General features: G+C 62.4%; 24 protein-coding genes. 17 read left to right on the top strand and 7 right to left on the bottom strand.

Annotated elements, in window-relative coordinates:
- Positions 1-26 precede the first annotated feature (26 nt).
- Together pyrC and rnt are read left to right on the top strand one after the other, a co-directional pair.
- The gene (gene pyrC, locus PPA02S_RS20145) at positions 27-1073 is read left to right on the top strand and encodes a dihydroorotase (protein ID WP_028633242.1); all 1047 of its coding nucleotides are present in this window, start codon (positions 27-29) and stop codon (positions 1071-1073) included.
- Between the two features lie 59 nt (positions 1074-1132).
- Positions 1133-1738, top strand: a complete 606-nt coding sequence (rnt, locus tag PPA02S_RS20140; RefSeq protein ID WP_236403960.1) for a ribonuclease T — start codon at positions 1133-1135, stop codon at positions 1736-1738.
- 108 nt (positions 1739-1846) lie between these two features.
- On the opposite strand, the gene PPA02S_RS20135 is transcribed toward rnt, so the two are convergent.
- A complete protein-coding gene (locus PPA02S_RS20135; RefSeq protein WP_012273884.1) occupies positions 1847-2449 on the bottom strand; it encodes a peroxiredoxin in 603 nt (200 codons plus the stop codon).
- Positions 2450-2664: 215 nt separating this feature from the next.
- Between PPA02S_RS20135 and PPA02S_RS20130 the strand changes: the two genes are divergently transcribed.
- Entirely contained in the window at positions 2665-2883 is a 219-nt protein-coding gene (locus tag PPA02S_RS20130) for a bacterioferritin-associated ferredoxin (protein WP_028633244.1), read from the top strand.
- A gap of 200 nt (positions 2884-3083) precedes the next feature.
- On the top strand, positions 3084-3557 hold the full coding sequence (gene bfr, locus PPA02S_RS20125; protein ID WP_028633245.1) for a bacterioferritin: 474 nt from the start codon (positions 3084-3086) through the stop codon (positions 3555-3557).
- 57 nt (positions 3558-3614) lie between these two features.
- Here the strand turns inward: bfr and grxD are convergent, their stop codons facing one another.
- The gene (gene grxD / locus PPA02S_RS20120; RefSeq protein ID WP_028633246.1) at positions 3615-3950 is read right to left on the bottom strand and encodes a Grx4 family monothiol glutaredoxin; all 336 of its coding nucleotides are present in this window, start codon (positions 3948-3950) and stop codon (positions 3615-3617) included.
- An 83-nt stretch (positions 3951-4033) separates the two neighbouring features.
- Positions 4034-6142: a molybdopterin oxidoreductase family protein gene (locus PPA02S_RS20115; RefSeq protein WP_028633247.1), complete on the bottom strand. Its 2109-nt coding sequence runs from the start codon at positions 6140-6142 to the stop codon at positions 4034-4036.
- A 375-nt stretch (positions 6143-6517) separates the two neighbouring features.
- Between PPA02S_RS20115 and argF the strand changes: the two genes are divergently transcribed.
- Together argF and PPA02S_RS20105 are read left to right on the top strand one after the other, a co-directional pair.
- Entirely contained in the window at positions 6518-7438 is a 921-nt protein-coding gene (gene argF, locus PPA02S_RS20110; RefSeq protein ID WP_028633248.1) for an ornithine carbamoyltransferase, read from the top strand.
- The gene (locus tag PPA02S_RS20105; RefSeq protein ID WP_028633249.1) at positions 7435-8544 is read left to right on the top strand and encodes an ABC transporter ATP-binding protein; all 1110 of its coding nucleotides are present in this window, start codon (positions 7435-7437) and stop codon (positions 8542-8544) included. Before argF ends, PPA02S_RS20105 begins: the two co-directional genes overlap by 4 nt.
- Before the next feature lie 31 nt (positions 8545-8575).
- Here PPA02S_RS20105 and ybaK read toward each other — a convergent pair whose 3' ends face one another.
- Complete coding sequence (gene ybaK / locus PPA02S_RS20100) at positions 8576-9046, bottom strand: Cys-tRNA(Pro) deacylase (protein WP_028633250.1); 471 nt, start codon at positions 9044-9046, stop codon at positions 8576-8578.
- Positions 9047-9199: 153 nt separating this feature from the next.
- Entirely contained in the window at positions 9200-9352 is a 153-nt protein-coding gene (locus tag PPA02S_RS23110) for a hypothetical protein (RefSeq protein ID WP_154660062.1), read from the bottom strand.
- Between PPA02S_RS23110 and PPA02S_RS20095 the strand changes: the two genes are divergently transcribed.
- From PPA02S_RS20095 to glpD, 4 genes are all read left to right on the top strand, one after another.
- Entirely contained in the window at positions 9351-10202 is an 852-nt protein-coding gene (locus tag PPA02S_RS20095) for an MIP/aquaporin family protein (RefSeq protein WP_028633251.1), read from the top strand. The genes PPA02S_RS23110 and PPA02S_RS20095 overlap by 2 nt on opposite strands.
- Positions 10203-10247: 45 nt before the next feature.
- The gene (glpK, locus tag PPA02S_RS20090) at positions 10248-11747 is read left to right on the top strand and encodes a glycerol kinase GlpK (protein WP_028633252.1); all 1500 of its coding nucleotides are present in this window, start codon (positions 10248-10250) and stop codon (positions 11745-11747) included.
- A 133-nt stretch (positions 11748-11880) separates the two neighbouring features.
- Complete coding sequence (gene glpR, locus PPA02S_RS20085) at positions 11881-12636, top strand: DNA-binding transcriptional repressor GlpR (protein WP_028633253.1); 756 nt, start codon at positions 11881-11883, stop codon at positions 12634-12636.
- Positions 12637-12847: 211 nt separating this feature from the next.
- Positions 12848-14377, top strand: a complete 1530-nt coding sequence (gene glpD / locus PPA02S_RS20080) for a glycerol-3-phosphate dehydrogenase (protein WP_028633254.1) — start codon at positions 12848-12850, stop codon at positions 14375-14377.
- 34 nt (positions 14378-14411) lie between these two features.
- Here the strand turns inward: glpD and PPA02S_RS20075 are convergent, their stop codons facing one another.
- Positions 14412-18533, bottom strand: coding sequence for an NEL-type E3 ubiquitin ligase domain-containing protein (locus PPA02S_RS20075; RefSeq protein WP_028633255.1), 4122 nt, complete (start codon positions 18531-18533; stop codon positions 14412-14414).
- 342 nt (positions 18534-18875) lie between these two features.
- Here PPA02S_RS20075 and PPA02S_RS20070 point away from each other — a divergent pair, with 342 nt between their 5' ends.
- From PPA02S_RS20070 to PPA02S_RS20040, 7 genes are all read left to right on the top strand, one after another.
- Complete coding sequence (locus tag PPA02S_RS20070; RefSeq protein WP_028633256.1) at positions 18876-19793, top strand: glutamate/aspartate ABC transporter substrate-binding protein; 918 nt, start codon at positions 18876-18878, stop codon at positions 19791-19793.
- Positions 19794-19935: 142 nt separating this feature from the next.
- A complete protein-coding gene (locus PPA02S_RS20065) occupies positions 19936-20682 on the top strand; it encodes an amino acid ABC transporter permease (protein WP_028633257.1) in 747 nt (248 codons plus the stop codon).
- Complete coding sequence (locus PPA02S_RS20060) at positions 20683-21354, top strand: amino acid ABC transporter permease (protein ID WP_033727986.1); 672 nt, start codon at positions 20683-20685, stop codon at positions 21352-21354.
- Positions 21351-22085 carry an amino acid ABC transporter ATP-binding protein gene (locus tag PPA02S_RS20055; protein WP_028633259.1) on the top strand — a complete coding sequence of 245 codons (735 nt, stop codon included), beginning with the start codon at positions 21351-21353 and terminating at the stop codon, positions 22083-22085. Before PPA02S_RS20060 ends, PPA02S_RS20055 begins: the two co-directional genes overlap by 4 nt.
- A 72-nt stretch (positions 22086-22157) precedes the next feature.
- Positions 22158-24062, top strand: a complete 1905-nt coding sequence (aauS, locus tag PPA02S_RS20050; protein WP_028633260.1) for a two-component sensor histidine kinase AauS — start codon at positions 22158-22160, stop codon at positions 24060-24062.
- Positions 24059-25387: a two-component response regulator AauR gene (aauR, locus tag PPA02S_RS20045; protein WP_028633261.1), complete on the top strand. Its 1329-nt coding sequence runs from the start codon at positions 24059-24061 to the stop codon at positions 25385-25387. The genes aauS and aauR overlap by 4 nt, the downstream gene beginning before the upstream one ends.
- Positions 25388-25413: 26 nt before the next feature.
- Entirely contained in the window at positions 25414-25749 is a 336-nt protein-coding gene (locus PPA02S_RS20040; protein WP_028633262.1) for a GlpM family protein, read from the top strand.
- Between the two features lie 29 nt (positions 25750-25778).
- Here the strand turns inward: PPA02S_RS20040 and PPA02S_RS20035 are convergent, their stop codons facing one another.
- Positions 25779-26774 carry an alpha/beta fold hydrolase gene (locus tag PPA02S_RS20035; protein WP_028633263.1) on the bottom strand — a complete coding sequence of 332 codons (996 nt, stop codon included), beginning with the start codon at positions 26772-26774 and terminating at the stop codon, positions 25779-25781.
- Between the last annotated feature and the right edge of the window lie 148 nt (positions 26775-26922).

Genomic DNA, 26922 nt, shown 5'->3' with positions numbered 1-26922 from the left:
TGAGTTCGACCCGCCTGGAATCCTCAATGTCCGATCGCCTGACCCTCCTGCGCCCCGACGACTGGCACATCCATCTGCGTGATGGTGCCGTCCTGCCCCACACCGTTGGTGATGTGGCGCGTACCTTCGCCCGCGCCATCATCATGCCCAACCTGGTACCACCGGTGCGCAATGCCGCTGAAGCCCAAGCCTACCGTGAACGCATCCTGGCGGCGCGGCCGGCCGGCAGCCGGTTCGAGCCCCTGATGGTGCTGTACCTCACCGACCGCACCAGCCCCGAGGACATCCGGGCCGCCAAGACCAGCGGCTTCGTGCATGCGGCCAAGCTGTACCCGGCAGGCGCCACCACCAACTCCGATTCGGGCGTGACCAGCATCGACAACATCTTCCCGGCCATCGAGGCGCTGGCAGACGTCGGCATGCCGCTGCTGGTGCACGGTGAAGTCACCCGCAGCGAAATTGACGTGTTCGACCGCGAGAAGCGTTTCATCGACGAGCACATGCGCCGTCTGGTCGAGCGCTTCCCTACCTTGAAGGTGGTGTTCGAGCACATCACCACCGCGGATGCCGCCCAGTTCGTCACCGAGGCCTCGGCCAACGTCGGCGCCACCATCACCGCGCAGCATTTGCTGTACAACCGCAACCACATGCTGGTTGGCGGTATCCGCCCGCACTTCTACTGCCTGCCCATCCTCAAGCGCAATACCCACCAAGTGGCGTTGCTGGATGCTGCAACCAGCGGCAACCCAAAGTTCTTCCTGGGTACCGACTCGGCGCCCCATGCCCGCCATGCCAAGGAAGCCGCCTGCGGTTGTGCTGGCTGCTACACCGCTTATGCCGCCATCGAGCTGTATGCCGAGGCGTTCGAGCAGCGCAACGCACTGGACAAGCTCGAAGGCTTTGCCAGCCTTCATGGCCCGGCGTTCTATGGCCTGCCGGCGAACACCGACACCATCACCCTGGTGCGTGACGAATGGACCGCCCCTGACAGCCTGCCGTTTGGCGAGCAGACCGTGATTCCGCTACGCGCCGGAGAAAAGCTGCGCTGGCGCCTGCTGGAGGAACGCGCGTGAGCGAGGACCTGTACGAAGACGACCTGGACACCCAGGGCAACACGGGCTCACGCCACCCCATGGCCGAGCGCTTCCGCGGTTACCTGCCCGTAGTGGTGGATGTGGAAACAGGCGGCTTCAACAGCGCCACCGACGCCCTGCTGGAAATTGCAGCCGTCACCATCGGCATGGACGAAAAAGGCTTCCTGTTCCCGGAGCACACCTACTTCCACCGCGTGGAACCGTTCGAGGGTGCCAACATCGAGGCAGCGGCACTCGAGTTCACCGGCATCAAACTGGACCACCCATTGCGCATGGCGGTCAGCGAAGAAGCGGCACTCACCGACATCTTCCGCGGCATCCGCAAGGCGCTGAAGGCCAACGGTTGCAAGCGTGCCATTCTGGTCGGCCACAACAGCAGCTTCGACCTGGGCTTCCTTAACGCTGCAGTAGCGCGCAACGACCTCAAGCGCAACCCGTTCCACCCCTTCTCCAGCTTCGATACCGCCACCCTGGCGGGCCTGGCCTACGGTCAAACGGTGCTGGCCCGTGCCTGCCAAAGCGCCGACATCGATTTCGACGGTCGCGAGGCCCACTCGGCCCGCTACGACACGGAGAAAACCGCCGAACTGTTCTGCGGCATCGTCAACCGCTGGAAGGACATGGGCGGCTGGCGCCAGGGTTGATCCCCAGTACCGCCGACCCTGCGGCAAAAAAAAACCGATGCCCGTTCGCGAGCATCGGTTTTTTTATGCCCCCAGGGCAGGTTCAAGCCCTTGGGCAAATGGCTGGCATTACAGCTTGCCGGCGTTCTCGCTCAGGTAGGCAGCAACGCCTTCTGGCGAAGCGTTCATGCCCTTGTCGCCTTTTTTCCAGTTGGCAGGGCAGACTTCGCCGTGCTCTTCGTGGAACTGCAGGGCATCGACCAGACGCAGCAGCTCGTCCATGTTACGGCCCAGCGGCAGGTCGTTGATGATCTGCGAGCGAACCACACCGTTGGTGTCGATCAGGAACGCGCCACGGAACGCCACGCCGCCTTCGGACTCAACGTCGTAGGCCTTGCAGATTTCGTGGGTCATGTCGGCAGCCAGGGTGTACTTCACCTGGCCGATACCGCCATTGTTGACCGGGGTGTTACGCCAGGCATTGTGGGTGAAGTGCGAGTCGATCGAGACGCCGATCACTTCCACGTTGCGGGCCTGGAAGTCTGGGATGCGGTTGTCCAGCGCGATCAGCTCGGACGGGCAGACAAAGGTGAAGTCCAGCGGGTAGAAGAACACCAGGCCGTACTTGCCCTTGATGGCCGAGGCCAGGTTGAAGCTGTCGACGATCTCGCCATTGCCCAGCACGGCCGGTACAGTGAAATCGGGGGCTTTCTTGCCAACGAGTACGCTCATTGTAATCTCCTGATGAGGGTGAATAACCTGTTGCCGGGCCCTGCCCGACATCCAGCAAAGGTTGACCATCATACACGGCTTCTCATGACAGGCCGACTCCGGTGATGAGCGACCGTCGGTCGCCTTCGGTAAATGCCTTCTGAAACCACTTTGACAAGCATTCTCATTCACATTAAGCTCCACCCCATCGATCCCGCCAGCGATGGTCAGCCCTTATGTATGTGTGTCTTTGTGTCGGCGTCACCGACGGACAGATCCGCGATGCGATCTATGAAGGATGCTGCAGCTACAAGGAAGTCCGTGCCGCGACCAATGTCGCCAGCCAATGTGGCAAATGTGCGTGCCTGGCCAAGCAGGTGGTGCGCGAAACGCTGACCGACCTCCAGGTCAGCCAGGCGGCGCTGCCCTACCCCGTGGAATTTACCACTGCCTGAATACCACCGTTTCCCGAAACCGGACCTCGTGTCCGGTTTTTTTATGCTCATAATTCAATAAGTTAGGGCTCCAACGCGGTTCACAAACATTCTTATTCCTATTAATTTTCATTTATTATTCAATAACTTAGGTTTGACAGGCCCGGGCATCCAGCTCAAACTTCGCAGTATTGGCACACTTCGACAGGGCAGGAACACCCATGAAAGGCGACATCAGCGTCATCCAGCATCTCAACAAGATCCTCGGAAACGAGCTGGTCGCCATCAACCAGTACTTCCTGCATGCCCGCATGTACGAAGACTGGGGCCTGAACAAACTCGGCAAGCACGAGTACAAAGAGTCCATCGACGAGATGAAGCACGCTGACAAACTGATCAAGCGTATTCTGTTCCTCGAAGGCATTCCCAACGTTCAGGACCTGGGCAAGTTGCTGATCGGCGAGCACACCAAGGAAATGCTCGAATGCGACCTGAAGATCGAGCAGAAAGGCCTGCTGGACCTGAAAGCCGCCATCGCCCACTGCGAAACGGCCGGGGACTTCGGTTCGCGTGACATGCTCGAAGACATCCTCGAATCCGAGGAAGAGCACATCGACTGGCTGGAAACCCAGCTGAGCCTCATCGACAAGATCGGCATCGAGAACTACCTGCAGTCGCAGATGGGCGAGGAATGATCCCAACGCCATAAAAAAACCCGCCATTGGCGGGTTTTTTTTGTGGCTCGCTGCCTATCAGGCTTCGGCAGCCTTGGCCTTGGCGGCGGCATCCTTGATGAGCGTCTGCAGCTCACCGTTTTCGAACATTTCCAGCACGATGTCGCTGCCGCCAACCAGCTCGCCACCCACCCAGAGCTGGGGGAAGGTTGGCCAGTTGGCATATTTAGGCAGGTTGGCGCGGATTTCCGGGTTCTGCAGGATGTCGACGTAGGCGAACTTCTCGCCGCAACCCATGACCGCCTGGGAAGCACGCGCAGAAAAACCGCATTGCGGTGCATTCGGCGAGCCCTTCATGTAGAGCAGAATGGTGTTGTTGGCAATCTGCTCTTTGATCGTTTCGATGATATCCATGTAGCACCTCGGCTTAACTTTGCGACGTCGTCGTCGGCACGGTGAGGCATTGTAACGGAAAGCCGAGCGGCATGCTCGTGCCCTCAGGCGGCCTCTACCTGCACGGGGACGCCATTGAGCGCTGCGTTGCCCGATACCGGGTCACGCAGGCGTTCGTCGGTCAGGTCGTTGGCGCTGGCACCTGGCTGGCGCTGGGCTACCTGCATGTGCACACCCTTCAACCCATGACCATAACCGTGAGGCAGGCTGACCACGCCGGGCATCATGTTGTGGCAACCCTGCACCTCAACTTCCACGGTGCCGGTGCGGGAACTCACCCGAACCCGCTGGCCATCCTGCAAGCACCTGTGCTGCATGTCATCAGGGTGCATCAGCAACTGATGCCGTGGCTTGCCTTTGACCAGCCTGTGGTAGTTGTGCATCCACGAATTGTTGCTGCGCACATGCCGACGGCCGATCAGCAGCAGTTGGCCTGGCGCCGGAAGGGCCTGCAGGGCCAGGCGCTGCAAGTCCTGTAGCAACACCTGGGGTGCCGCCTGGACGGTGTTTCCGGCCGTCGCCAGGCGCGCGCCCAGGTTGCGCTGCAGCGGGCCGAGGTCGAGGCCATGAGGGTGGGAGTCCAACGCCTCCAGTGACAGCTTCCAGGGGGTGTCATGGCCATAGCGGCCACTGCGCAACGCCAGGTCGATCATGTGCGCGGGCGGCGCGGTGGGTTTCAGCGGCTGCTGTGCACGCGCGGCAAACGCCTGGGCAAGGCCTACGAAGATTTCCCAGTCGTGCAGCGCCCCTTCGGGCTTGGGGAGAATGGCGCGGTTGAAGCGGGTGACGTTGCGGACGGCCAGCAAGTTGAACGTGCTGTCGTAATGGTCGTTTTCCAGGGCCGACGTCGACGGCAGGATCAGGTCGGCATGGCGCGTGGTTTCGTTGATGTACAGGTCGATGCTGAGCATGAACTCCAGCCCCGCCAAGGCGCCGTCCAGTTGCCGACCGTTAGGCGTTGACAGTACCGGGTTGCCGGCCACCGTCACCAGTGCGCGCACCTGCCCCTCACCCGGCGTGAGCATTTCCTCGGCCAAGGCGGCAACCGGCAACTCGCCGCCATATTCGGGCAGCCCTGACACCCGGCTTTGCCACGCATTGAAGTGACCACCCGAGGTGGCCGCCACCAGGTCGACGGCAGGCTCGGTGCACAATGCGCCGCCTGGGCGGTCGAGGTTACCAGTGACCAGGTTGATCAACTGCACCAGCCAGTGGCAGAGCGTGCCGAACACTTGGGTGGACACGCCCATGCGGCCATAGCAAACGGCCGTGTCGGCAGCCGCGAAGTCACGTGCGAGCTGGCGGATACCTGCTGCAGGGATGCCACAAAGCGGGCTCATGGCCTCGGCCGTCATAGGGGCTATCGCCGCCTGCACGGCCGGCACGCCGCTCACAGGCAGGTGTGTGCCTCTGGCCAGGCCTTCTTCGAACAGGGTGTTGAGCAGGCCGCACAACAGCGCGGCGTCGCCGCCGGGGCGAATGAACAGATGGGTGTCGGCTATCGCCGCCGTTTCACTGCGCCGCGGGTCCACCACCACCAGGCGCCCTCCCCGTGCGCGCAGGGCCTTGAAGCGCTTTTCCACATCCGGCACGGTCATGATGCTGCCGTTGGAGGCCAGCGGGTTGCCACCGAGAATCAGCATGAAGTCGGTATGGTCGATGTCGGGAACCGGCAGCAGCAGCCCGTGGCCGTACATCAGGTGGCTGACCAGGTGCTGGGGCAATTGATCTACCGAGGTGGCAGAAAACCGGTTACGGGTTTTGAGCAGGCCAAGAAAGTAGTTGCTGTGGGTCATCAAGCCATAGTTATGCACGCTCGGGTTACCCTGATACACCGCCACGGCATTGCGCCCGTGAGCCTGCTGCACCGCCCAGAGGCGCTCGGCTGCCAGGGCGAAGGCTTCATCCCAGCTGATCGCCTGCCACTGTTGCCCAACCCTGCGGTGTGGCCGGCGCAGCCGATCGGGGTCGTTCTGGATGTCCTGCAAGGCCACCGCCTTGGGGCATATGTGGCCGCGGCTGAAGGGGTCCAGCGGGTCGCCCTTGATCGAACTGATCTGCGCCGTGCCATCAGCGCCGTGGCTCAATTCGATGCTCAAGCCGCAAATGGCTTCGCACAGGTGGCAGGCACGGTGGTGCAGGGTCTTGTTCATGGCCGCTTTTGCCTGGGTCAGGGAAGAAGCCAAGACTATGGCGCCGCGTCGCCGCCCGGGCCAGCGTGCTTCGTGGCGTGAATCCAGCGACATCAGGCGCACGATTCACGACAGTGGTTTGCCAAATCGCCAGCAAGCCGTGTACAAAACCCCTGTAGCAAATAAAAAACAGCTACAGGGGCAACGCCGACACCCTTTGCAACACCCTGCTCAGGTGGCCGTTGTTTCCCCCCTTGGTTTCAGGCGACATTTAATTATAGTATTGCGCCTTTCCCCATTTCGTCCGCCCCGTGCGGCTTACGCCGCAGGTCACTCCCGTTGTTAAAAAAAACCACACGGTGGGCCTGCATACTGTTGCAGATAAGGTAGTCAATCATGAGCGCTAGGCACTTTCTCTCCCTGCTGGACTTCACCACCGACGAATTGCTCGGGGTGATCCGCCGCGGCATCGAGCTGAAGGACCTGCGCAAGCGAGGCGTGCTGTTCGAGCCCCTGAAAAACCGCGTGCTGGGGATGATCTTCGAAAAGTCCTCCACCCGCACCCGGGTCTCGTTCGAGGCCGGCATGATCCAGCTCGGCGGCCAGGCGATCTTCCTGTCCCCGCGTGACACGCAACTGGGCCGTGGCGAGCCCATTGGCGACAGTGCCATCGTGTTGTCGAGCATGCTCGACGTGGTGATGATCCGCACCCACGCCCACAGCACGCTCACCGAGTTCGCCGCCAAGTCCCGCGTGCCGGTCATCAATGCGCTGTCGGACGAATCCCACCCTTGCCAGTTGCTGGCCGACATGCAGACCTTCCTGGAGCACCGTGGGCCCATCCAGGGCAAGACGGTTGCCTGGATCGGTGACGGCTTCAACATGTGCAACTCCTACATCGAAGCGGCGCGCCAGTTCGGCTTCCAGCTGCGCATCGCCTGCCCCGAAGGTTACGAACCCGATACGCGTTTCATGGCCATCGGCGGCGACCACGTGCAGCTCGTGCGCGACCCACTGCTGGCCGTGCAGGGTGCTCACCTGGTGACCACAGATGTCTGGACTTCCATGGGCCAGGAAGAGGAAACTGCTCGTCGCCTGGCGCATTTCGCGCCCTACCAGGTCACCCGGCAAATGCTTGACCTGGCGGCACCCGACGCCCTGTTCATGCATTGCCTGCCCGCCCACCGTGGCGAGGAAATCAGCCATGACCTGCTTGACGACCCACGTTCGGTCGCCTGGGACCAGGCTGAAAACCGCCTGCATGCACAGAAGGCCCTTCTCGAATTCCTTGTCGAACCGGCTTACCACCACGCATGAGTCAACCTCTACTGCTCAACCTGCGCAACCTCGCCTGCGGCTATGGCGATCAGCGCATCGTCCAGAACCTCAACCTGCACCTCAATGCCGGCGACATCGGTTGCCTGCTGGGTGCGTCCGGTTGCGGCAAAACCACCACCCTGCGCGCCATCGCAGGTTTCGAACCGGTGCATGACGGTGAAATCCAGCTTGCAGGCGAGGTCATCTCCCGGGCCGGCTTCACCTTGGCGCCGGAAAAGCGCCGTATTGGCATGGTGTTTCAGGACTACGCCCTGTTTCCGCACCTGACCGTTGCGCAGAACATTGCCTTCGGCATTGCCAAGCATCCCCGCCAGGCGGCGGTGATCGAAGAAATGCTGGAGCTGGTCAAGCTTGGCGGCCTGGGCGGGCGATACCCGCACGAGCTGTCTGGCGGCCAGCAGCAACGTGTAGCCCTGGCCCGGGCGCTGGCACCTGAACCTCAGTTGCTGTTGCTCGACGAGCCGTTCTCCAACCTGGATGTGGAGCTGCGCAGGCGCCTGAGCCATGAGGTGCGGGACATCCTAAAAAGCCGTGGCACCAGCGCCATCCTGGTCACCCATGACCAGGAAGAGGCCTTTGCGGTCAGCGACCAGGTGGGCGTGTTCAAGGAAGGCCGGCTGGAGCAGTGGGACACCCCCTACAACCTTTACCACGAACCGCAGACCCCTTTCGTGGCCAGCTTCATCGGCCAGGGGTACTTCATTCGCGGGCAGATGATCAGCCACGAAGCGGTCAGTACCGAACTGGGTGAGCTGCGTGGCAACCGTGCCTACACCATGACCTCGGGCAGCTCGGTGGATGTGCTGCTACGTCCCGATGATATCGTGCACGCACCCGACAGCCCGTTGCGGGCCAGCATCGTGGGCAAGAGTTTCCTGGGGGCCTCCACCTTATATCGCCTGCAACTGCCCACCGGCAGCCAACTGGAGGCAATCTTCCCGAGCCATGTCGATCATCAGCTTGGGGCGGACGTAGGCATTGCAGTGAAAGCCGATCACCTGGTGCTGTTCGCTGTCCCCGGCAGCGTGGCAGCACAGGCGTTGCAGCAGCACAGCGGCGTGCGCCGTCACAGCTCCGCGCACTGAGGACGCTGCAGGAGGTCGCCTGGCGGCCTCCCTACCCCCTGCCGATCGGCGCAAATATGCCTTGGGTATATTCGGCCAGCACCGCTGCCGCCAACTCCACTTCCAGCCCCCTGCGCCCGGCACTGACATGGATGCTGGCAAAATTCTGCGATGAGTCGTCGATAAAAGTGCGCAGCCGCTTTTTCTGCCCCAGCGGGCTGATCCCCCCCACCAGGTAGCCTGTAGCCCTTTGCGCCTGGGCAGGGTCTGCCATTTCGCACTTCTTCACCCCGGCAGCATGCGCCAGGGCCTTGAGGTCCAGTGAACCCACCACCGGCACTACCGCGACCAGCAACTCGCCCTTCTCGCTGCTGGCCAGCAAGGTCTTGAACACCTGTTGCGGGTCCAGCCCCAGCTTCTCTGCAGCCTCGAGCCCATATGACGCCGATTTGGGGTCGTGTTCGTAACTGTGCACACGGTGCTCGGCGCGGTGCTTCTTCAACAAGTCCAGGGCAGGTGTCATGCAGGGGCTCCGGTGTAAGACGAATCGGCGGCTACTTTAGGACAATTCCCACATCCCAGCCAGCACGGCGCAATGGCGCCGCTCTAGCTCGCGCAGTCGCGCCCATATTAACTGCCCAAAACGTGACTGACCGTTCACTTTCGACCTTTGACATCAGCGTTTCTTGTCTATATTTTTTCGTTTCTGAATAAAGGGTGCACTTTTACGGTGCATTTCATAGAGGTGCCCGGGGTCGATGGGGATAGGCGCCGGGCTTTTGCTGTCGAGCGCCACGCGACTCACAACAAAAACAATGAGGTCATACATGACAATTGCTCAAGGCCAACCCACCCTGCCCAGCCAATGCCTGGCCGAGTTTCTCGGCACTGCGTTGCTGATCTTTTTCGGGACCGGCTGCGTTGCCGCGCTCAAGGTGGCGGGCGCCAGCTTCGGGCTGTGGGAAATCAGCATCATCTGGGGCGTAGGCGTCAGCATGAGTATCTACCTCACCGCCGGCATATCAGGTGCGCACCTGAACCCGGCCGTGAGCATCGCCCTTGCCCTGTTCGCTGGCTTCGACAAATGCAAGCTGCCCTTCTACATGCTGGCCCAGGTGTGCGGCGCCTTTTGCGGCGCTGCATTGGTATACACCTTGTATAGCGCCCTGTTCTTCGATTTCGAACAGGCGCACGCCATGCTGCGCGGTAGCGAAGCCAGCCTGGAGCTGGCCGCAGTGTTCTCCACCTACCCGCACCCGGCGCTGTCCACTGGCCAGGCGCTGTTGGTGGAGGTGATCATCACAGCCATCCTGATGGCCGTGATCATGGCACTGACCGATGACAACAACGGCCTGCCCCGTGGCGCCATGGCGCCGCTGCTGATCGGGCTCCTGATCGCCGTGATTGGCAGTGCCATGGGCCCACTGACCGGCTTTGCCATGAACCCGGCCCGGGACCTGGGGCCCAAGGTGATGACCTTCCTCGCAGGCTGGGGCGAAATCGCCTTTACCGGCGGCCGTGATGTGCCTTACTTCCTGGTGCCGGTATTCGGGCCTATCATCGGCGCCTGCCTGGGTGCTGCGGCGTATCGCGGGCTGATTGCCCGCCACCTGCCGGAGGTACCTGCTGCCAACACCCGCACGGGCGATGATCGCCAAGGCGACACCCAAGTCAATTGATGGCGGCTTCCAGCCCAGACCCCTATTTTTGCAAGGCCTAAGACCATGACAGATACCCAGGACAAGCACTACATCATCGCCCTGGACCAGGGCACCACCAGTTCGCGCGCCATCATCTTCGACCGCGATGCGAACGTGGTAGGTACCTCACAGCGCGAGTTCGCACAGCATTACCCGCAAGCGGGCTGGGTAGAACACGACCCGATGGAAATCTTCGCCACCCAGAGCGCGACCATGGTCGAAGCCTTGGCCCAGGCCGGCATCAGCCACGCCCAGGTGGCCGCACTGGGTATCACCAACCAGCGTGAGACCACCGTGGTATGGGACAAGGAAACCGGGCGCCCGGTCTACAATGCCATTGTCTGGCAGTGCCGGCGCAGCACCGAGATCTGCGCCCAGCTCAAGCGCGACGGCCACGAAGCCTACATCCGTGACACCACCGGCCTGGTCACAGACCCATACTTCTCCGGCACAAAGCTGAAATGGATCCTGGATAACGTCGAAGGCGTGCGGGAGCGGGCCGAGCGCGGTGAGCTGTTGTTCGGCACCATCGATACCTGGCTGATCTGGAAGTTCTCCGGTGGCAAGGTGCATGTCACCGACTACACCAACGCCTCGCGCACGCTGATGTTCAACATCCATACCCTGCAGTGGGACGAGAAACTGCTGCAAATCCTGGGTATCCCCGCCCAGATGCTGCCGCAGGTCAAACCGTCGTCGCAGGTGTACGGCCACACCAAGAGCGGTATCGCCATCGCCGGCATTGCCGGTGACCAGCAATCGGCGCTGTTCGGGCAAATGTGCGTGGAGCCGGGCCAGGCCAAGAACACCTACGGCACCGGGTGTTTCCTGCTGATGAACACCGGTGACCAGGCGGTCAAGTCATCCCACGGCCTGCTCACCACCATCGCCTGCGGCCCACGCGGCGAGGTGGCTTACGCACTTGAGGGTGCGGTGTTCAATGGTGGTTCCACCGTGCAATGGCTGCGTGATGAACTGAAGATCGTCAACGATGCGCTGGACACCGAATACTTCGCCAGCAAGGTCAAGGACAGCAACGGCGTGTACCTGGTGCCGGCATTCACCGGGCTGGGCGCACCCTATTGGGACCCGTATGCACGGGGTGCCTTGTTAGGCCTGACCCGCGGGGTCAAGGTGGACCACATCATCCGCGCTGCGCTGGAATCCATCGCCTACCAGACCCGCGACGTGCTCGATGCCATGCAACAGGACAGCGGCAAGCGCCTGTCTGAATTGCGGGTGGATGGCGGCGCAGTAGCCAACAACTTCCTCATGCAGTTCCAGGCCGACATTCTGGGCACCTGCGTGGAGCGGCCGAAAATGCGTGAAACCACTGCCCTGGGCGCGGCCTACTTGGCTGGCCTGGCCTGTGGCTTCTGGAGCGGCCTTGACGAGTTGCGCGACAAGGCGATCATCGAACGCGAGTTCAGCCCCCAACTGGACGAAGCCCAGAAAGAAAAGCTGTATGCCGGCTGGCAGAAAGCCGTGGACCGCACCCGCGACTGGGAAGACCACGACGCCTGACCTCGCACGGGGGGCGGCCTGTGGCCGCCCCCTCTACACCCTCGATGAATCCTCTTGCCGATAGTCCGCTGGCTGTCGTCCCTTTCCTACGGCATCATTGCAGCATTTGTCAGGCAGCCCCAAAGGACCGCCCATGAATCTGCCCCCCCGCCAACAACAAATCCTCGAACTGGTGCGCGAGCGCGGTTACGTCAGTATCGAAGAAATGGCGCAGTTGTTCGTCGTCACCCCCCAGACCATTCGCCGCGACATCAACCAGCTTGCCGAACTCGACCTGCTGCGGCGCTACCACGGCGGAGCGGCCTACGATTCCAGTATCGAAAACACCGCCTACGCCATGCGTGCCGACCAGATGCGTGACGAAAAGCAGCGCATCGCCGACGCAGTGGCCCGGCAGATTCCCGACCACGCCTCACTGTTCATCAATATCGGTACAACCACCGAATCGATTGCACGCGCCCTGCTCAACCACAACCACCTGAAGATCATCACCAATAACCTGCACGTGGCGTCCATTCTGGCTGCGAAGGACGATTTCGAAGTGCTGGTGGCCGGTGGCACGGTACGCCGCGACGGTGGCGTGGTCGGCCAGGCCAGCGTCGACTTCATCAACCAGTTCAAGGTCGATTTTGCGCTGGTGGGCATCAGCGGCATTGATGAAGACGGCAGCCTGCTGGACTTCGATTACCAAGAGGTGCGGGTCTCCCAGGCGATCATCGCCAACGCACGCCAGGTAGTGCTGGCCGCCGACTCCAGCAAGTTCGGGCGCAATGCCATGGTGCGCCTGGGCTCGATCGGGCTGGTGGATTGCCTGGTCACCGACCAGCCGCCCACCCCAGCCCTCACCCAGCTACTCAATCAGAACAAGATACGCCTCGAAGTGGTGTAGCACCGACCGTTGTGCTGCGATCACGCCAATGTGGCGCCAACCCTCCCAGGCGCCACGTGGCGGTGCATGTTCGTAAATGTTCATATTCTTGTAATCCGATCAGTTTTTTCTATAAAGACTCACTGGCGGGTGCGCTGCGGTTGCGCTAGTATTTTCGGAAACGAACATTAATGTTCATATTCGATGCAAACTGCTTCAGGAGGCCTTGCCCGTGTCCCAGCCCGATTCGACCCGCCCCTCGCTGCCCGACTGCTATGACCTGGTTGTGATCGGCGGCGGCATCAATGGTGTCGGTATTGCCGCCGACGCTGCCGGGCGTGGCCTCAAGGTGTTCCTTTGCGAAAAGGACGACCTTGCCCAGCACACCTCCTCGGCCAGCAGCAAGCTGATTCACGGTGGCTTGCGCTATCTGGAACACTACGAGTTCCGCCTGGTGCGCGAGGCCTTGGCCGAGCGCGAAGTGTTGCTGGCCAAGGCGCCCCACATCGTCAAGCCGATGCGCTTCGTACTGCCGCACCGCCCGCACCTGCGCCCCGCCTGGATGATCCGCGCCGGGTTGTTTCTGTATGACCACCTGGGTAAACGCAAACGCCTGGGTGCTTCGCGCAGCCTGCGCTTTGGCCCTGGCTATCCGTTGAAGCCAGCCATCACGCGGGGCTTTGAATATGCCGACTGCTGGGTCGACGACGCCCGCCTGGTGGTACTCAATGCCATGGCCGCGCGGGAGCAGGGTGCACACATCCATACCCGCACCCTGTGCCTTGGCGCCAAGCGTGTAGAGGGTGTGTGGGAAGTGGATGTTCAGCATGCCGACGGCAGCGTGCACAAGGTGCGTGCGCGGGCGCTGGTGAATGCCGCAGGGCCGTGGGTCGCGAAGTTCATCAAGAACGACCTCAAGCTGGATGCCCCCTACGGCATTCGCCTGATCCAGGGCAGCCACCTGATCGTGCCCCGCCTGTACGAAGGTGAGCAGGCCTACATTCTGCAGAACGAAGACAAGCGCATCGTGTTCTGCATCCCCTACCTGGACCGTTTCACGCTGATTGGCACCACCGACCGGGAATACAGCGGCGACCCGTCAAAAGTCGCCATTACCGAGCAGGAAACCGACTACCTGCTGAACGTCGTCAATGCCCACTTCAACCATCAGCTCAGCCGTAGCGACATCTACAGCACCTATGCTGGGGTGAGGCCACTGTGCAACGACGAGTCGGATAACCCGTCGGCCGTGACCCGGGACTACACCTTGGCCCTGTCGGGCACCGCCGGCGAAGCCCCGTTGTTGTCCGTGTTCGGCGGCAAGCTCACTACCTACCGCAAGCTGGCCGAATCGGCCATGGCCGAGCTCAAGCCTTTCTTCAGTGCCATGCGCGGCAGCTGGACCGCCAGTGCTACCTTGCCAGGCGGCGAAAGCATGACCACCCCGCACGCACTGGAGCAAGCACTGCTGGCCCGGCATGGCTGGCTGGCTCCGGCCATTGCCAAACGTTGGGCGCTGACTTATGGCAGCCGTGCCTGGTCGCTGCTGGAGGGCGCCGAGGGCCCGCAGGACCTGGGCCAGCCGATTGGTGCAGGGTTGTTTACCCGTGAGGTGGATTACCTGCGCGAACACGAATGGGCCGTCAACGCCGACGACATCCTGTGGCGCCGGACCAAGCTTGGCCTGTTCACCACCCAGGCCGAGCAGCATGCCCTGGCGGACTACCTGCAGCAGGTCAAGCTGCACAGCAACGCAGCCTGACGCCTCGGGCGGCCCGGTCGCGGCCGCCCTTGCTCTACCCCCGCTCGTTCGCCTGGGTGGCCAGGGCAAGGTACAGCGCCTGCTCCTGGGCATTGAGTTCAGCCATCAAGGTCGCGGCCTGGTCCAGATACGCCTGTTCGCCCGTTTGCGCCGTTTGTTGCTCGCAGGCCTCCAGCCTCTCGTGAAAGGGCGCTGCCAGCGCCTCGAAACGCTCTCGATAACGGGTGCGGACGAACGCCTGCCAGAATTCTCGCTGCGCCAGCGCAGCACTGAGCGCTGAGCGGCTTTCCTCCGCCAGAACCGTGTCACCGGCCAGCCGGATTTGCCGGCTGCTGACGCCACTGAACTCGGGAAAATTCATGTAGGCCGGTTGCACAGGAAGGCCAAGGCGTTGGGCGAGGTTCACCCGATAGGCGAGGTAGACTTCAATATCATCCACCAAGGCGTAGGGGTCCCGGCGCATCTGCCGGATATGCACCGCAGCGATACGGTCAACTTCATCCAGCCTGTACAGTGAGCGCCCCAAGCGCACCAGCGCGGATTCAGTCTGCGCTTCGCCGATACCCGCCGTGTGCAGGGCAATGTGCAATCTCAGCTCAAGCTGGCTCAGCAGTAACAGCAAGCGATCATCGCAGGTTTGTGGGCCCTGCACCTGCAGGAACACGGCCTCACGCACATCGGTGTTTTCGCTGCACAACTCGAGGATGCGCCAGATCCTGGCGCGGTAGTAATGCGCGCGTTCGTTGAAATCTTCGGACTCGGCAAAATCGGCGAGGAACCTGAACAGGTCTGCAGATTCGCGTTCCTCGATCAAATCTGCCCAGATCTGCCTATACCGACTGCTCACCTCGGCCGTGGCTTGGCCGATCCAGCGATCACGCAGTTCGTTGTCAGCGATCATGTGCACCGGTGACGCGCGACCGGCACCCTCCCCCATACCGCTGGCTTCATTGAGCAACCGTCGGCTGACCTCATCCAGCGGGTTGTCATGCAAATACAGTTGCTGCAGCCGGCCACCCAGCGTCTGTAGCTGCGCGCTGACCTCACGGATCTGGTTTTCCCGGAAGTCCGCCAGCCCGCGCCACGGCAACTGTGCACCGTCGCCCAGGTCCTGCAGCCCAGTGCCGCGCAAGTACACTTCCCGCAGGCCGCGCAAACCGGACAAGTCGGGCATCAAACCCAAGGGGTTGCTACTGAGGTCCAGGACTTCCAGCTGGGCTAGCCTGCCCAGCGTCTCAGTGGCACGGGGGCCTAGTGCGATGCGATTGCGCCCCAACCGCAGAACGCGCAACTGCCCGAGCAGTTCGAGGCCCGCAGGTAACTGGGTGAGCTGGTTCTCGCGCAAGTCGAGCTCGTGCAACTGCGGGAAGCGCAACAGAAACTCCGCGCGAATCTGCTCCAGCCCAAGGTTGCGTAGCGTCAGGCGGCGAACGTGCTGAAAGTCGATATCTGCGGGCAAACTGGGCAGGCTGCCTACGCGTTCGTCCACCACATGCAGCACGTAGTCCCCGCGCTCGCCCTCCCCGGTCTTGCGTCGCCAGGCCCGTCGAATCTGTGTGGCAACCCGACGGCGGCGGCGCCCATCGAGAAAGCTGATGCGCTGACGTTCCCAAGCTTCCAGGGCCTGCCGCAAGCCATGAAGACGCAGTTCCAACTCACCAAGATGGTCCCACAAGCCAATCCCCTGGTCGATAAGCCGCTGGATATAGGCATCCAGCTGGGCATCACTGAGCATTGGGTAAATGGCACGGATACCGTAGCGCAGGGCTTGTCGGCTGCTCTCCCCCCTTCCGCTCAACGGATAACCCACACGCCCGTCCTGCAGCCGCCGGGGTGGCCTGAAACGTCCGCCAAAGGCAGCCAGCCCCATCGCCTGTGCAGCCGCGGCCCGGTCTACCGAGGCCTGGCGCAGCAAACCATCCCCCAGGTGGCCCGCAGTTGCCTGGGCGCCACCAAAGGCGTTTTTCTGAGGGGCGTCCAGCGTCATCAGCAGGCAGTCCAACAAGGTCTGGTCCGTGGCCTGGGGACCTCCCCCTTCAAGATGGAAGCCGTCGCTGGTCCGTACGATCACCCACGTGGGCAGGCTACCCGGCGCCCCTCTGCATGCCAGCACACGCCCTTGGGGCTCGCCTTGGCGCACTTCCACCCGCACGCTTTCCATCCATGGGGCGATCTGATCCAGCAGCGCCAGCGCCAGGCGCAGGGTGTCCTCATTGACGGCCGTAGCGTGCTGGAGCCCCATGAGCGCGCGGTCCAGCCGGCTTTCCCGCACCGCCCAGCGGGCCCGCTCGGCCAAGGCGAGCGGCACCTTGCCGCTGCCCAGCCGGGCAACTTGCTCGCCCGTGGCATGGTGCAGGATCTCTTCGGCAACCTGCACCGTCAGCCCGGTGAACGTGTGCATCAACTGTGCAGCCGCAGGGCTGGGCGCCTGCGTCTGCGCCATCAGGGCACGCTCAACGGCGGCGGGCCGCAGCAGGGGTTCAAGGGAGTGAAGCTGGTTGCGTGCATGGGCATCAACCAACCGGGCGGGTGCCGGCTCGCCCTGCAGGTGCAGGCCCCTCAACCCCTCGCACGTCAGGCCGGTGATGTGCAGCAACGCATTGGCGGCATCGTCGGAGGTGTCGGCCAGTGCGCCTGCGAACCTGCGAACCAGAACGCCTGCATCATCCAGGTAATGGGGCGGCTCGGGCAGCTGTCGCAAGCGAAAACGGCACTGGCCTTCGTACACCGGGGTCAAGGCATCAACGAAACCGAAGCGCTCGAGGGCGTAACCCGCCCCAGCCTGGCCCCCCCCCTGCAACGCGCCGATGGCAAAGGTCTGCGCCACATTGAACAAATGGTCCAGCGCCCCTTGCCGATCACCAAGCCGCCAGGCCGCATAGCCGCCATATACCTCACCGGCGATGTCCACAGCCGCCGCAACCAGCATCGCTTCGCCCAGCCCGGGGATGAACAGCGCTGCCAGGTTGACGAGCTCGAGCCCTGCACCTTTGAGGGCTTCGAGGCGCTGATGCCGCTCCAGAATGGTCTGATCCACGGTAGGCACAGCCAGCACACGGGCATCGTCCAGCATTTTCTGCATCAGCCGCCCCCGCAGGTAGGCGAAGACGGGCTCCTCGATTGCAAAGTGCCGCCCGTCGAGCTCAAGCGGCCGGTGGCTGTTGCCCGTCTTGATCAAGCGCTCCAACTGGGTGGTGAATGCAGGTCGGTCCCGCTCGGTAATGAAGCGCGCGAAATAGCGGGCATACCCGGGCTTGCGCAGGCGCACGCCCATATCATCGAACAACGCGTCCCAGCAGGTGTGCTGGGTTATCGCCCGCACCGGGTCTGCCGGCAGCCAGCAGACCAGGTTCTGCAGAGGGCCTTCGGCCGTTTCGCGCAGCTCCAGTACAAGCCCCCCTTCCACGCACTTGCCCAGCAGGTACAACTGGCGCGGCATCACAGTCCCTGGCCCCGCAGCAGTGACGGGTTGCCGGGCGATCAGCGGTAGCAGGCGCAGGTATGGCGCTTCATCCAGCTGGCCCCTGATCCTGGCCATTCGCACGGCCACCTCCAAGCCGGCCCGCTGATGCTCTTCAAATGACCGGCGGACCGCCGCCTGAGCGAAGTCTGCAGAGGCGGGGGGTCGACTTTTAGGGAACAACCGCGCCCGCAGCAGTTGCTGATACTGGCCACCCAGGTCAAGCTGCCGGCACAGGCGTGCGAACGCCTCGAAGGGCAGCGCCAGCACCTGGCCCTGGGCATCGAGCAGGTGCGCACGGCGGTGCAGCGCGGCAAAGGTTTCACTTTCGTGAAAGTTGTGTAGCGCAGCCGCCAGCAGTGACTGGCTACTGTGCAGCGTCTGCATGGCCTCATGCAGGCGTGGAGCCGCACTGGGCAACGCCACTTTCTGCTCGATGACCACGCGGGCAGCCAGCACATCGATCCCGGGCAACCCCTGTGCGCTCAGGGCCGCCTCCAGCAGCGGCCGGGCAAAGGCGTCCAGCCCAGGCAGGCCGTCGAGCCGTTTGCGCACGCTATCCGCTGCAGCCTGCTGGTAGCGCAGTGCACGTTGAAAGGTCAGTAGCAGGTCGATATCGACACCGCGCAGCCAGGAGGGCAACTGGCGCGCCACCAGGGCATCGACAGAGTCGGAAGGGATCAGGGTATCGGCCACGGCGTAAGCTCCTCGCAGAAAAACGCCGAGCACAACATGCAGTTGTCACCACCAGGTGTTACTTATGGCTAGGTGGTGAACACGCATCACTCACAGGCACTCGTTCGGGTTACCGAACGCAAAACGGGGTAACCATTCGAATTACCGATCAACCTTTATCAGCAGAAAACCTGCCTGTGGGGGTTACGCCCAGCGTTTTCGCGGGGCTACCATCGGTTGGGGGGCTTGGCACGACTCATGCTCTGTTCTGTTCACCGGATGCACGCGCAGCTGCTGTATTCGTTGAACGAAAGAGTCCGCCAACGGCTCCATAAAAAAAACAAACACGTCGAGGAAAATTTGATGCGTATCGTTCGTCAATTGCTGGGCGCCGCCATCGCGGCCGCTGTGATCGCTTCGCCAGCCATGGCTGAGGAGCTGACCGGCACCCTGAAGAAGATCAAGGATTCGGGCACCATCACCCTGGGCCACCGCGACTCCTCCATCCCGTTTTCCTACCTGGCTGGCAAGCCCGAGCCGGTGGGCTATTCCCATGACATCCAGCTGGCCGTTGTCGATGCCCTGAAAAAGCAACTGGGTACGGACATCAAGGTCAAGTACAACCTGGTCACCTCCCAGACCCGTATCCCGCTGGTGCAGAACGGCACCGTCGACCTGGAATGCGGCTCCACCACCAACAACGTCGAACGCCAGCAGCAAGTCGGCTTTACCGTGGGCATCTTCGAAGTGGGCACGCGCCTGCTGACCAAGGTGAAAGACGGTCAACCTGCCTACAAAGACTTCCCGGACCTGGCGGGCAAGAACGTGGTGACCACCGCTGGCACCACGTCCGAGCGCCTGCTCAAGGCCATGAACGCCGACAAGCAGATGAAGATGAACGTGATTTCCGCCAAGGACCACGGTGAAGCCTTCAACATGCTCGAAAGCGGCCGTGCGGTGGCCTTCATGATGGACGACGCCCTGCTCGCCGGTGAAATGGCAAAGGCCCGCAATCCTAAAGACTGGGTGATCACCGGTACCCCGCAGTCGTACGAAATCTACGGTTGCATGGTGCGCAAGGATGACGCGGCCTTCAAGAAAGCAGTCGACGACGCCATCGTGGGCTACTTCAAGTCGGGCGAAGTCAACAAGAGCTACGACAAGTGGTTCCAACAGCCGATCCCGCCGAAGGGCCTGAACCTGCAGTTCCCGATGAGCGATGAGCTGAAAAAACTGATCGCCGAGCCTACTGACAAAGCGGCCGACGACAAACAGTCCTGACCCCCAGCCTGGGGCCTGCAGCGCTGCACAGCGCCAATTAAACCTGCAGGCCCCCCGTTAGTGTCTAACCTTTCATCCGAGGGCCCTGCGCTCTCGGATGCTGGAAGGTGCCCGTGAAACAACCGTCTGAGGGGAAATCCCGATGAATTACAACTGGGACTGGGGCGTATTCTTCAAGTCCACCGGCGTGGGCAGCGAAACCTACCTGGACTGGTACATCACCGGCCTGGGGTGGACCATCGCCATCGCCATTTCTGCCTGGATCATCGCCTTGCTGCTGGGGTCGGTGTTGGGTGTCATGCGTACCGTGCCGAACCGCCTGGTGTCCGGCATTGCCACCGCCTATGTCGAGCTGTTCCGCAATGTGCCTTTGCTGGTGCAGCTGTTCATCTGGTACTTCCTGGTACCTGACCTGCTGCCCGAGGGCTTGCAGGAATGGTTCAAGCAGGACCTTAACCCCACCACCTCCGCGCTCATCAGCGTGATCGTGTGCCTGGGCCTGTTCACCGCCGCACGGGTGTGCGAGCAGGTTCGCACGGGCATTCAGGCGTTGCCACGGGGCCAGGAATCCGCAGCCCGGGCCATGGGTTTCAGCCTGTCGCAGATCTACACCAATGTGTTGCTGCCCCAGGCCTACCGCATCATCATCCCGCCGCTCACCTCGGAATTCCTGAACGTGTTCAAGAACTCTTCCGTGGCCTCGCTGATCGGCCTGATGGAGCTGCTGGCGCAGACCAAGCAAACCGCCGAATTCTCGGCCAACCTGTTCGAAGCGTTCACCCTGGCCACCCTGATCTACTTCACCTTGAACATGGGCCTGATGCTGCTGATGCGTCTGGTCGAGAAGAAAGTCGCCGTGCCTGGCCTGATCTCCGTGGGGGGTAAATAAATGGACATGGATTTCAGCGGCATCATCCCTGCCCTGCCTGCCCTGTGGGACGGCATGGCCATGACTCTCGAACTGATGGTCATGGGCGTTGTAGGCGGTATCGTGCTGGGCACCCTGCTGGCCCTGATGCGCCTGTCGTCCAACAAGCTGCTGGCCAACGTGGCCGGGGCCTACGTCAACTACTTCCGCTCCATCCCGCTGCTGCTGGTGATCACCTGGTTCTACCTGGCGGTACCGTTCGTGCTGCGCTGGATCACCGGCGAAGACACCCCGATCGGTGCATTCACCTCCTGCGTGGTCGCCTTCATGATGTTCGAGGCCGCTTACTTCTGTGAGATCGTCCGGGCTGGCGTGCAGTCGATCTCCAAGGGCCAGATGGGCGCCGCGCAGGCGCTGGGCATGACCTACAGCCAGACCATGCGGCTGATCATCCTGCCCCAGGCGTTTCGCAAGATGACCCCGCTGCTGCTGCAACAGAGCATCATCCTGTTCCAGGACACCTCGCTGGTCTACACCGTGGGCCTGGTGGACTTCCTCAACTCGGCACGCTCCAACGGCGACATCATCGGGCGCTCCCATGAGTTCCTGATCTTCGCCGGTGTCGTGTACTTCATCATCAGCTTCTCCGCTTCGTGGCTGGTCAAGCGCCTGCAAAAAAGGATCACCGTATGATTTCCATCAAGAACGTCAACAAGTGGTACGGGGACTTCCAGGTACTGACCGACTGCAGCACCGACGTCAAGAAAGGTGAAGTGGTCGTGGTCTGCGGGCCGTCCGGCTCGGGCAAGTCCACCCTGATCAAATGCGTCAACGCCCTGGAGCCGTTCCAGAAGGGCGACATCGTGGTGGATGGCACTTCAATCGCCGACGCCAAGACCAACTTGCCGAAACTGCGCTCGCGGGTGGGCATGGTATTCCAGCACTTCGAACTGTTCCCACACCTGACCATCACCGAAAACCTCACCATTGCCCAGCGCAAGGTACTGGGCCGCAGCGAGGCGGAGGCCACCAAGAAGGGCCTGGCGCTGCTCGAGCGCGTTGGCCTCAGCGCCCACGCCAAGAAGCACCCGGGGCAGTTGTCTGGTGGCCAGCAGCAGCGCGTAGCCATCGCCCGTGCGCTGTCGATGGACCCGATCGTCATGCTGTTCGACGAACCGACCTCCGCACTGGACCCAGAGATGGTCAACGAAGTGCTGGATGTGATGGTGGAACTGGCCCACGAAGGCATGACCATGATGTGCGTGACCCACGAAATGGGCTTCGCCCGCAAAGTGGCCAACCGCGTCATCTTCATGGACAAAGGCCACATCATCGAGGATTGCCAGAAGGAAGACTTCTTCGGTAACCCAAGCGGCCGCCACGAACGTACCCAGCACTTCCTCAGCAAGATCCTGCAACACTGATTTTGCCCCATCGAACCGGCCGGCACCGCTGCGCATTCGGGCAGCGGTGCTGGCCGTGACAGGGCCACTGTGATGAAATGCGACCCCTCGCTTCTTCTCCCTGCCAAGCCTGCCGTGAACGCCCGTCTCCTTCGTCAATTGCTGCTGCCGCCCCTGATCATCCTGCTGATGGTCGGCCTGGGGATGGCTGGTTTTGTGATCAGCGAAAACAACGGCATCCGCACCCTCAGCGAAACCGGCGAGCGCCAGCTGGAGCTGCACGCGCGCACCGTGGAAAGCGAGATCAGCAAGTACACCTACCTGCCGAGCCTGCTGGAGCTGGAAGACAGCGTCTCGCACCTGCTGACCGACCCTGACGGCGAATCGCGGCAAACCGTCAACGAGTACCTCGAAGGCCTGAACCGGCGTAGCCGCAGCCGCGCGATCTTCGTCCTGGACACCAATGGCCGGGTACAGGCCACCAGCAACTGGCGCGACGCCGACTCGTTCCTTGGCGAAGACCTGTCGTTCCGCGCCTACTTCCAGACTGCCGTGCGCGGGGAGCCCGGGCGCTTCTATGGCATCGGCAGCACCACCGGTGAAGCCGGCTACTACCTGGCCCATGGCCTGGAAGAGCACGGCAAGGTCATTGGCGTGGCCGTGATAAAGGTGCGCCTGGATACCCTCGAAGAACGCTGGCAACGGGCCCGCCTGGAGGCGTTCGTCAGTGACGAGAACGGCATCATCATTTTGTCCAGCGACCCGGCGCGGCGCTTGAAGTCGGTGCGCCCACTGACGCCCCAGATCAAGGAGCGGCTGGCCCGCAGCCTGCAATATTACTGGTGGCCGCTGAACGAGCTGCAACCGCTGGGCCGTGAAACCCTGGCCGATGGCGTAGAAAAACTCACCTTCCCGGCCAACAGCGAAACCGCTCAGGGCAAGCCTCACGAAGTGGCATACCTGGCCCAGACCAGGCGCCTGGCGGACACCCCCTGGCACTTCACCCTGTTGACCCCTTTGCAGGACCTGCGCCGCGAGTCCATGGTGCAGGGCATACTGGTGGCTGTCGCGTTCGCCCTGCTGGCCATTCTGGGCATCGCCTGGAACGAACGGCGCAAGGTCATCGCCACCCGCCTGGCCGCCCGCGAGGCGCTTGAAGAAGCCAACAGCCAGCTGGAACGGCGCATCGCCGAACGCACCGCCGACCTGCGCGCCAGCAACGAGCGCCTCAAGGGGCAGATACGCGAACGCCGGCACGCCGAACAGACCCTGCGTCATGCCCAGGACGAACTGGTGCAGGCCGGCAAGCTGGCGGCGATCGGGCAGATGTCCACCAGCATCGCCCACGAGCTCAACCAGCCCCTGGCAGCGCTGCGCACGTTGTCTGGCAACACGGTGCGCTTCATCGAACGCGGCGCGCTGGAAACTGCCAGTGCCAATTTGCGCACTATCAATGACCTGGTCGACCGCATGGGGCGCATCACTGCCAGCCTGCGCTCGTTCGCCCGGCGCGCCGATGACAATGGCCCCGCGTCCCTGGCCAGCGCTGTCGATGCCAGCCTGCAAGTGCTGGCCGACCGCATGAGCAGTTGCCACTTGCAGTTGCATCGGCAGTTCGAGGATACGCTGCTGGCGATCGACCAGACCCGCCTTGAGCAGATTCTGGTGAACCTGATTGGCAATGCCCTGGATGCAATGGCCGCCCAGCCGCTGCCGGCGCTGTGGCTGGACGGTGAACTGCAGGGCGACAAATACCGCCTGCAGGTGCGTGACAATGGCCACGGTATCGACGCCGAAGCCCGCAAGCACCTCTTCGAACCCTTCTTCACCACAAAACCAGGCGAACATGGCCTGGGCCTGGGCCTGACCTTATCAGCGAGCCTAGCCGCCGCGGCCAAAGGCAGCCTCAACGTCGAGCACCCCGCCACTGGCGGCACGGCATTCGTGCTGACCCTGCCATTGGCTTCTCCCCCCAGCGAATTGGCAGAGCACACATGAACCCAGCACCTCTTTCCGTCCTGATCGTCGAAGACGACCCGCATGTGCTGCTTGGCTGCCAACAGGCTCTGGCGCTGGAGGACATCGCCTGCGAGGGCGTGGGCAGCGCCGAGCAGGCACTGGAGCGCATCGGTGATGACTTTGCCGGCATCGTGGTCAGTGACATCCGCCTGCCGGGTATCGATGGCCTGGAATTGCTCACCCGCCTGAAAGCGCGCGACCGCAGCCTGCCCGTGGTGCTGATCACCGGGCACGGTGATATCGACATGGCTGTCGGCGCCATGCGCAATGGCGCCTATGACTTCATGGAAAAACCCTTTTCACCGGAGCGGCTGGTGGGCGTGGTACGCCGCGCGCTGGAGCAGCGCGGCCTGTCCCGCGAGGTATCGGCCTTGCGCCGCCAACTGGCCGGGCAAAGCAGCCTGGAGGGCCGCATCATCGGCCGCTCGCCGGCCATGGAGCACCTGCGCGAGCTGATCGCCAACGTCGCCGACACCTCGGCAAATGTGCTGATCGAGGGCGAAACGGGCACTGGCAAAGAGCTGGTCGCCCGCTGCCTGCACGACTTCAGCCGCCGCCAGGGCCAGCCGTTCGTCGCCCTGAACTGTGGAGGCCTGCCGGAGAACTTGTTCGAAAGCGAGATCTTCGGCCATGAGGCCAATGCCTTCACCGGTGCCGGCAAACGCCGCATCGGCAAGATTGAACACGCCAACGGCGGCACGCTGTTCCTCGATGAAGTGGAGAGCATGCCGATCAATTTGCAGATCAAACTGCTGCGCGTGTTACAGGAGCGCACCCTGGAGCGGTTGGGGTCGAACCAGAGCATTGCCGTGGATTGCCGGGTAATCGCCGCCACCAAGGCCGACCTCGACACCTTGGGGCAGAGCGGGCAATTTCGCAGCGACCTGTACTACCGGCTGAACGTGGTGACCCTCGAGCTGCCACCCTTGCGTGAGCGCCGTGAGGACATCCTGCAGTTGTTCGAGCACTTCCTTCATCAATCGGCACTGCGCTTCGACCGTGAAACACCCGTACTGGACAGCCAGACGCTTTCACGCTTGATGTCCCATGACTGGCCGGGCAATGTGCGGGAGCTGCGCAACGTGGCAGAGCGGTACGCGCTGGGGCTTCCGGCATTCAAGAAGGGCCCGAGCGGTGGCGCCAGCCAGGGCCTGGGTTTTGCCGAGGCGGTGGAGGCGTTCGAACGCAACCTGCTCAGCGATGCCCTGCAACGCACCGGGGGCAACCTGAGCCAGGCCAGCCAGGAGCTGGGCATGGCAAAGACCACGCTGTTCGACAAAGTGAAAAAATACGGCCTCGGCTGACCTTCAACCCGATCAGGAAATACAACGTGGACCTGGTATTCAAAGCTGCGCTGGGGGCTGGCGTGGTCGTGCTGCTGGCAATGCTGTCGAAAACCCGTAATTACTACATTGCCGGGTTGGTACCGCTGTTTCCGACCTTTGCCCTGATTGCCCATTACATCGTCGGCAAAGGCCGCAGCATCGCCGACCTCAAGACCACCATCCTGTTTGGCATGTGGTCGATCATTCCGTATTTCGTGTACCTGGCCACCTTGTATGTACTGGTCGACCGGCTGCGGCTGGAAGCTTCGCTGGCACTGGCGACCGTGGCCTGGCTGATGGCCGCTACGGTACTGGTCACGCTGTGGGTGCGGATGCACTGAACATGGCCGACGACCGCCTCTTACCGGGTTCACAACCCGGCGATATGCGTCACATCCTGACGATGCGCTCGCAGATACGGCAGTACCGCACCCAGTAGCGGCGCCTTGAAGGGCTCCTGAAAGCGGTGCGCCAGCCCGGGAATAAGGCGCAACTGGCTGCCCTGTATGTGCGCCGCCAGGTGCACGCCATGCATCACCGGCAACAGCCGGTCAGCCGTACCATGCACCACCAGCGTTGGCACCCGAAGCCGGTTCAGTAATTCCACGCGGCTCGGCTCGGCCAATATTGCCATGATCTGGCGCTTGGCCCCGTCCGGGTTGAATGCACGGTCATAGGCCAACGCGGCCTGGTGCAACAGCACCGCACGGTCGTCACGTACCTCGGGGCTGCCCAGCGCAGCCAACAGGTCAGCCTGCTGTTCAATGGCCACTGCCCGACTTGGCGCGCTGCGCCGGGCCAACAACTGCACCAGCGCTGGATCGGGCCCCGGCAGCCCCGCGGCGCCCGAGCTGGACATGACCAGCGTCAGGCTGCGTACACGTTCGGGGGCCATCGCAGCCAGGTGCTGGGCGATCATGCCGCCCATGCTCACACCCAGCACATGAAACTCACGCACACCCAGGGCGTCCATCAGGCGCAAGCCGTCATCCGCCATATCGGTCAGCGTATAGGGCGCGGCCACCGGCAGGCCCAGTTTGTAGCGCAACAGTTCTACCGTCAGGTTTGCCGACGGCGGTAGCTGGTTCCAGCGCGACAGGCCCACGTCACGGTTGTCATACCGAATTACCCGAAAGCCCTGGCGGCACAACGCCTCGACCACATCATCGGGCCAATGAATCAGTTGCCCGCCCAGGCCCATGACCAACAGCAAGGCCGGGTCACTGGGTGCCCCAACACTCTGATAGACCACGCTGACCGCGCCCAGCTCGGCGCGCTGCACCGGCACCTGTGCGTCACAACGCGGTGCGGCAAAGCTGGCAGGAACACTGAAAACGAAGAGAAGAAAAACCCAGAAAGCCCGCATGAAAGAAACACCAGAATGCAAATCCCCACTGAAGCGCGAGTCTGATGAATTTCGTAGCGGCGCGCTGCCACAGTTCGGTGACAGTTTAATGACCAGCGCCAAACGGTAGCACCCGTGCGCAGTCGACACCGAGCGCAACATGAGGGAA

This window comes from Pseudomonas parafulva NBRC 16636 = DSM 17004 (assembly GCF_000730645.1).
Lineage (GTDB): Bacteria > Pseudomonadota > Gammaproteobacteria > Pseudomonadales > Pseudomonadaceae > Aquipseudomonas > Aquipseudomonas parafulva.
This window is presented reverse-complemented; position numbering and strand designations above follow the sequence as displayed.

Bases quoted from the DNA above. Each gene is read 5' to 3' on its own strand.
- pyrC (WP_028633242.1), top strand. From the start codon at position 27: ATGTCCGATCGCCTGACCCTCCTGCGCCCCGACGACTGGCACATCCAT.
- rnt (WP_236403960.1), top strand. From the start codon at position 1,133: ATGGCCGAGCGCTTCCGCGGTTACCTGCCCGTAGTGGTGGATGTGGAA.
- PPA02S_RS20135 (WP_012273884.1), bottom strand. From the start codon at position 2,449: ATGAGCGTACTCGTTGGCAAGAAAGCCCCCGATTTCACTGTACCGGCC.
- PPA02S_RS20130 (WP_028633244.1), top strand. From the start codon at position 2,665: ATGTATGTGTGTCTTTGTGTCGGCGTCACCGACGGACAGATCCGCGAT.
- bfr (WP_028633245.1), top strand. From the start codon at position 3,084: ATGAAAGGCGACATCAGCGTCATCCAGCATCTCAACAAGATCCTCGGA.
- grxD (WP_028633246.1), bottom strand. From the start codon at position 3,950: ATGGATATCATCGAAACGATCAAAGAGCAGATTGCCAACAACACCATT.
- PPA02S_RS20115 (WP_028633247.1), bottom strand. From the start codon at position 6,142: ATGAACAAGACCCTGCACCACCGTGCCTGCCACCTGTGCGAAGCCATT.
- argF (WP_028633248.1), top strand. From the start codon at position 6,518: ATGAGCGCTAGGCACTTTCTCTCCCTGCTGGACTTCACCACCGACGAA.
- PPA02S_RS20105 (WP_028633249.1), top strand. From the start codon at position 7,435: ATGAGTCAACCTCTACTGCTCAACCTGCGCAACCTCGCCTGCGGCTAT.
- ybaK (WP_028633250.1), bottom strand. From the start codon at position 9,046: ATGACACCTGCCCTGGACTTGTTGAAGAAGCACCGCGCCGAGCACCGT.
- PPA02S_RS20095 (WP_028633251.1), top strand. From the start codon at position 9,351: ATGACAATTGCTCAAGGCCAACCCACCCTGCCCAGCCAATGCCTGGCC.
- PPA02S_RS23110 (WP_154660062.1), bottom strand. From the start codon at position 9,352: ATGTATGACCTCATTGTTTTTGTTGTGAGTCGCGTGGCGCTCGACAGC.
- glpK (WP_028633252.1), top strand. From the start codon at position 10,248: ATGACAGATACCCAGGACAAGCACTACATCATCGCCCTGGACCAGGGC.
- glpR (WP_028633253.1), top strand. From the start codon at position 11,881: ATGAATCTGCCCCCCCGCCAACAACAAATCCTCGAACTGGTGCGCGAG.
- PPA02S_RS20070 (WP_028633256.1), top strand. From the start codon at position 18,876: ATGCGTATCGTTCGTCAATTGCTGGGCGCCGCCATCGCGGCCGCTGTG.
- PPA02S_RS20065 (WP_028633257.1), top strand. From the start codon at position 19,936: ATGAATTACAACTGGGACTGGGGCGTATTCTTCAAGTCCACCGGCGTG.
- PPA02S_RS20060 (WP_033727986.1), top strand. From the start codon at position 20,683: ATGGACATGGATTTCAGCGGCATCATCCCTGCCCTGCCTGCCCTGTGG.
- PPA02S_RS20055 (WP_028633259.1), top strand. From the start codon at position 21,351: ATGATTTCCATCAAGAACGTCAACAAGTGGTACGGGGACTTCCAGGTA.
- aauS (WP_028633260.1), top strand. From the start codon at position 22,158: ATGAAATGCGACCCCTCGCTTCTTCTCCCTGCCAAGCCTGCCGTGAAC.
- aauR (WP_028633261.1), top strand. From the start codon at position 24,059: ATGAACCCAGCACCTCTTTCCGTCCTGATCGTCGAAGACGACCCGCAT.
- PPA02S_RS20035 (WP_028633263.1), bottom strand. From the start codon at position 26,774: ATGCGGGCTTTCTGGGTTTTTCTTCTCTTCGTTTTCAGTGTTCCTGCC.